Consider the following 3971-nt stretch of genomic DNA (forward strand, 5'->3'; position numbering starts at 1 on the left):
CTGATCGGCCTGATCAAGAAGATGGGCATCGCCGACACGCTCTCCTTCTATGTCGACCCGACCTTCGCGGAGGCCGACGGGCTCGCGGCCGTGGGCTTCGTCGAGAGCTGGCAGGCCGCCACCGCCTACACCTTCCAGCTCTATTTCGACTTCTCGGCCTACTCGGACATGGCGATCGGCCTGGGCCTGATGTTCGGCATCAGGATTCCGGACAATTTCAACAATCCCTACCAGTCGACCAGCATCATCGAGTTCTGGCAGCGCTGGCACATGTCCCTGTCCAGCTTCCTGCGCAACTATCTCTACATCCCGCTGGGCGGCAACCGACAGGGCAAGGTCCGCCGCTACGTCAACCTGATGATCACCATGCTGCTGGGCGGGCTGTGGCACGGCGCGTCCTGGAACTTCGTGATCTGGGGCGGGCTGAACGGCGTCTTCCTGATGATCGCCCATGGCTGGCGGGCACTCACCAAGGGCTGGCAGCTCCAGCTCCATCCGCTGGCCCCGCTCGGCCGGGTCGGGGGGCACCTGCTCACCATGCTGGCGGTGATCGTGGTCCGGGTGTTCTTCCGCGCCACCACGCTGGACGGTGCCTGGGTCATGCTGGCCGGCATGGTCGATCCCTCGACCTTCCGCATGGAAGCGGTCGATTCCTTCCTGCTCCTGGCACTGGGCGCTGCGTACGCGCTCTGCCTGCACGGCGCCGAGGCCAAGGATCTCGTCAAGCTCCGCTGGTTCTCTCTGCCGCTGGTGCGCTCCGCCGCCGCGGCCTGGGTGATCCTGGTCATGCACCATCAGGAACTGTTCGATCTCGATGCAAGCTTCCTGTACTTCAACTTCTGACCTGGCGGCCGCCCCGGCCGCACGGTCATCACGGCTCCGGACGGTCCTGGGCTGGGCCTGGCGGATCCCGTTGGCGGTCTGCCTGGCGCTCGTGCTGTTCGAGGTCTTCCTGCGCACCCCGCCGCTCCGGGTCGGCGTCTCGCCGGTCACCTACCACCCGCAGCTCGGCTACTGGCACAAGGCCGACTACCAAGGGCAGGCCTTCTCGGCCTGCTACTCGGTGCCCTACCGCCTGGACGGCCACGGCCTGCGCCCGTCCAGGGGCCCGGTGCCGGGCAAGAAGGCGATCCTGCTGGGTGACAGCCAGGTCGAGGCGGTCATGGTCGCCGACGAGCAGGTCATGCACCAGCGCCTCCAGGCCCATCTGGGCGACCGGATCGAGGTGCTGAACTATGGCCTGGGCGGCAGCGGCGCCGACCTGCAGCACCTGGTCCTCCAGCACTTGGCCGATCTCGACCAGGTCGGCTGGGTCGTGCAACTGGTCAACCTGGACAGCGACGTCTACGAGGCCAACCCGAACAACGACAAGCCGGGCCAGCGCCCCCGCGCCCGTCTGATGTTCGACGCCCCGGCCGATCTCGACCATTTCCGCCTGGTCCCGCCGGCACCCTTTACCCGGATGGAGCAGTTCCGCGAGGTCTTCTCCGGCTTCCAGCTCTACTCCTATTCCCGTGCGGCGCTCCTGCCAGTCCGCAGGCTGATCCGCGAGGTGCGGCAGACGCTGAAGGGCGGCCAGCCGCCGGCGGTCACTGACCCAGCCCAGCCGGTCCAGACCAGGCCCTCGGAACTGTCCTGGACCAACCTGATCGGCGCAATCCGGCAGAACCAGAAGCTGGTGGCAGCGCATGGCGGCCGCTACCTGGCGCTGGTCTGGAACCGTGATCCGCAGCTTCTCGCCGAGTGGCAGCGCCGCACCGCACCGCTCGGCCTCCAGACGCTGGACCTGGCACCGGCACTGGCCCGGGCCGGCGTGGACCTGGAAGCGGCCTCCTTCCCCTGCGACCACCACTTCACCGCCGCCACCCATGACGAGATCGCGAAGGTGCTGGCCAGGAGCGGCTTCTTCGGCCGTTCCTGACTGCAAAAGGCAAGGCACGCGAGCCCGGCGCCCCGCCATCTTGGGCCATGAATAGCCAAGAGAACACACCGTCCAGGAGTAACCGCAACCTTTAGCAGGTGAAGGCGCTCCGACTAGCACAATAACGGCCCTATCTGCCCTGGACTACGCAACTCCTCTCTCGTCGTCGCATATGACGATCTCACCGCCGACGACGTTGTCAGCATGATAATACTTATGCTATGCTTCTTGATGATCTCGCATCATTGACTGCGGCAAGATCTGGAAGGAGTCTGTATGCGGCTCTCACGGCTCTCGTCGCAGCCCGCTGCAATGTCCATTCATGCGCAGCGAACTCATCCTGGCGATGCATGTGTCAGGACAGGGCTTGGCTGCCGGAGCATAGCCCATGATGAGAACGGCGGCTTTCGTGGCCGGGTTGCTGTGGCTTGGGCAGGCGGAGGCGACGACGCTGCCCTATCTGGACATGTACGCGCTGGTTCAGGGCGCGGACGGTGTCGTCGAGGGCACCGTGGAATCGGTCGTCTCGGCCCGGTCCGACCAGGGCCAGATCTTCACCTACGTGACCTTGCGCGACCTCGAGATCCATACCGGAAGCTACGGCCAGGGCAGCCTCACGCTCATGCTGCTGGGCGGGTCGGCCGACGCACAGACGCTGGAGGTCGTAGGCGCGCCCGCCTTTGAGGAGGGGCAGCGGGTAGTGGCGTTCGTGGCCAGCAACGGCACCGACATCGTGCCCCTGGTCGGCTGGGAGCAGGGCCTGTTCGTGGTACCGCAGGACGGACGGAACCTCGTGACCGACAGTGTCGGCAACCGCATCCTCGATGTGGAGGATGGCAGGATCGAGAAGGAGCAGCGCTACGGCTTCGAGGCGCAGGTCATCGAGCCGCAGCCGGTAGCCGACGGCCCTGGCGAGGCCCGGTCGGGAAGCGGCCAGGGCGGCAGCCGGTCGGGCACGAGCGACGCCCAGCAGCAGTCTCTCACCGTCCCCAATGCCGGCCAGCCGATGGCCTACGATGCCTTCATCCAGTCGATCCAAGGAGCCGCGCGGCGGGTGGCGCTGAGTGGCCCGCGCCAGACGCGGGTGCTGAATTCAGTGCAGGTCGGCGCCACCCTGCAGGCTGCGCCGCCACCCAGGGCAATGTCGATCCTGAAGGCACCTGGGCAGGAAGCCGGAGCGCCCGCGCGCGCCCCTCTGCCCTCCGAGGCGCCGGGCAGCCCGCCGGCCGGCCCATCGCCCAGCCGCCCATAGCACTGTAGCCAGCGGTCACCCTTCCCGGGCATCGTCCCATAGGAAACATGCCATGACCTCCAGAACCATGGTGCGGCGCCGATACCTGATGGCCGCGCTCATCGCGCTTGTGCCGCTGACCTTCAGTCCGCAATCGGCACGAGCCTATGCCTACGACACCTGCGACGGGGTACCGGTCAAGTGGCTGCGCGGCTGGGCCAATCTCTCGCTCAACACGGTCTCGTTGCCGCCCGGCAGCATCTGGGACACCAGGTTCCAGAACGCGATGTGGCACTGGAACAACGTGAAGGGCTCGAGCTTCGAGTTCTTCTTCCTGCGCGATACCGACGGGACGATCAGCAACACCAATGGCGTCACCGAAATCTATTTCAGCAACAACATCGGCACTGCACTGGCAGTCACTACCTTCCGCTCGCGCTGCTCTGACCAGAGTATCATCGAGACCGATATCGGCTTCAACCTCAACTATGCCTGGTCAACCGGCCCGTTCAATTATGACAGCCTGGGCTCGCCTTACAGCTTCGAGGGCGTAGCCCTGCATGAACTCGGCCACGCTCTCGGGCTGAATCACGAGGACCGCTGGATCGCCACCTTGAACTCCTTCTACCCGGACGGCGGACCGAGCGGACACGCCAAGGAATGGGATCCGCTGCCCGATGACCGAGCCGGGGTGCGTTTCCTTTATCCCGATGCCACCACCGAGATCGACGTCGCCGCTTCGGTGTTCAAGCGGTCCGGTGCCGGCAGCTCGACCCTTGTCTCCAGTCCGACCACTGCAACGCGCGGCTCATCGGCGAC

The 3971-nt window shown here is 65.9% G+C and carries 4 protein-coding genes; all 4 read left to right on the forward strand.

The genetic code is table 11. The annotated features are described in order from the left end of the window. A partial coding sequence (locus tag EQG76_RS16615) for an MBOAT family O-acyltransferase (protein WP_200840864.1) occupies positions 1 to 843 on the forward strand: 843 nt, incomplete at its 5' end. Between the two features lie 70 nt (positions 844 to 913). Then, positions 914 to 1921 (forward strand): hypothetical protein, encoded by a 1008-nt coding sequence (locus tag EQG76_RS16620; RefSeq protein WP_159715439.1) that lies wholly within the window; start codon positions 914 to 916, stop codon positions 1919 to 1921. A gap of 388 nt (positions 1922 to 2309) precedes the next feature. Next, a complete protein-coding gene (locus EQG76_RS16625) occupies positions 2310 to 3173 on the forward strand; it encodes a hypothetical protein (RefSeq protein ID WP_159715441.1) in 864 nt (287 codons plus the stop codon). A gap of 88 nt (positions 3174 to 3261) precedes the next feature. After that, positions 3262 to 3971, forward strand: a 710-nt coding sequence (locus EQG76_RS16630; protein ID WP_159715443.1) for a matrixin family metalloprotease, incomplete at its 3' end; no start/stop codon positions are given.

Origin of the sequence: Geminicoccus flavidas (assembly GCF_009806515.1) — a bacterium.
GTDB lineage: Bacteria > Pseudomonadota > Alphaproteobacteria > Geminicoccales > Geminicoccaceae > Geminicoccus > Geminicoccus flavidus.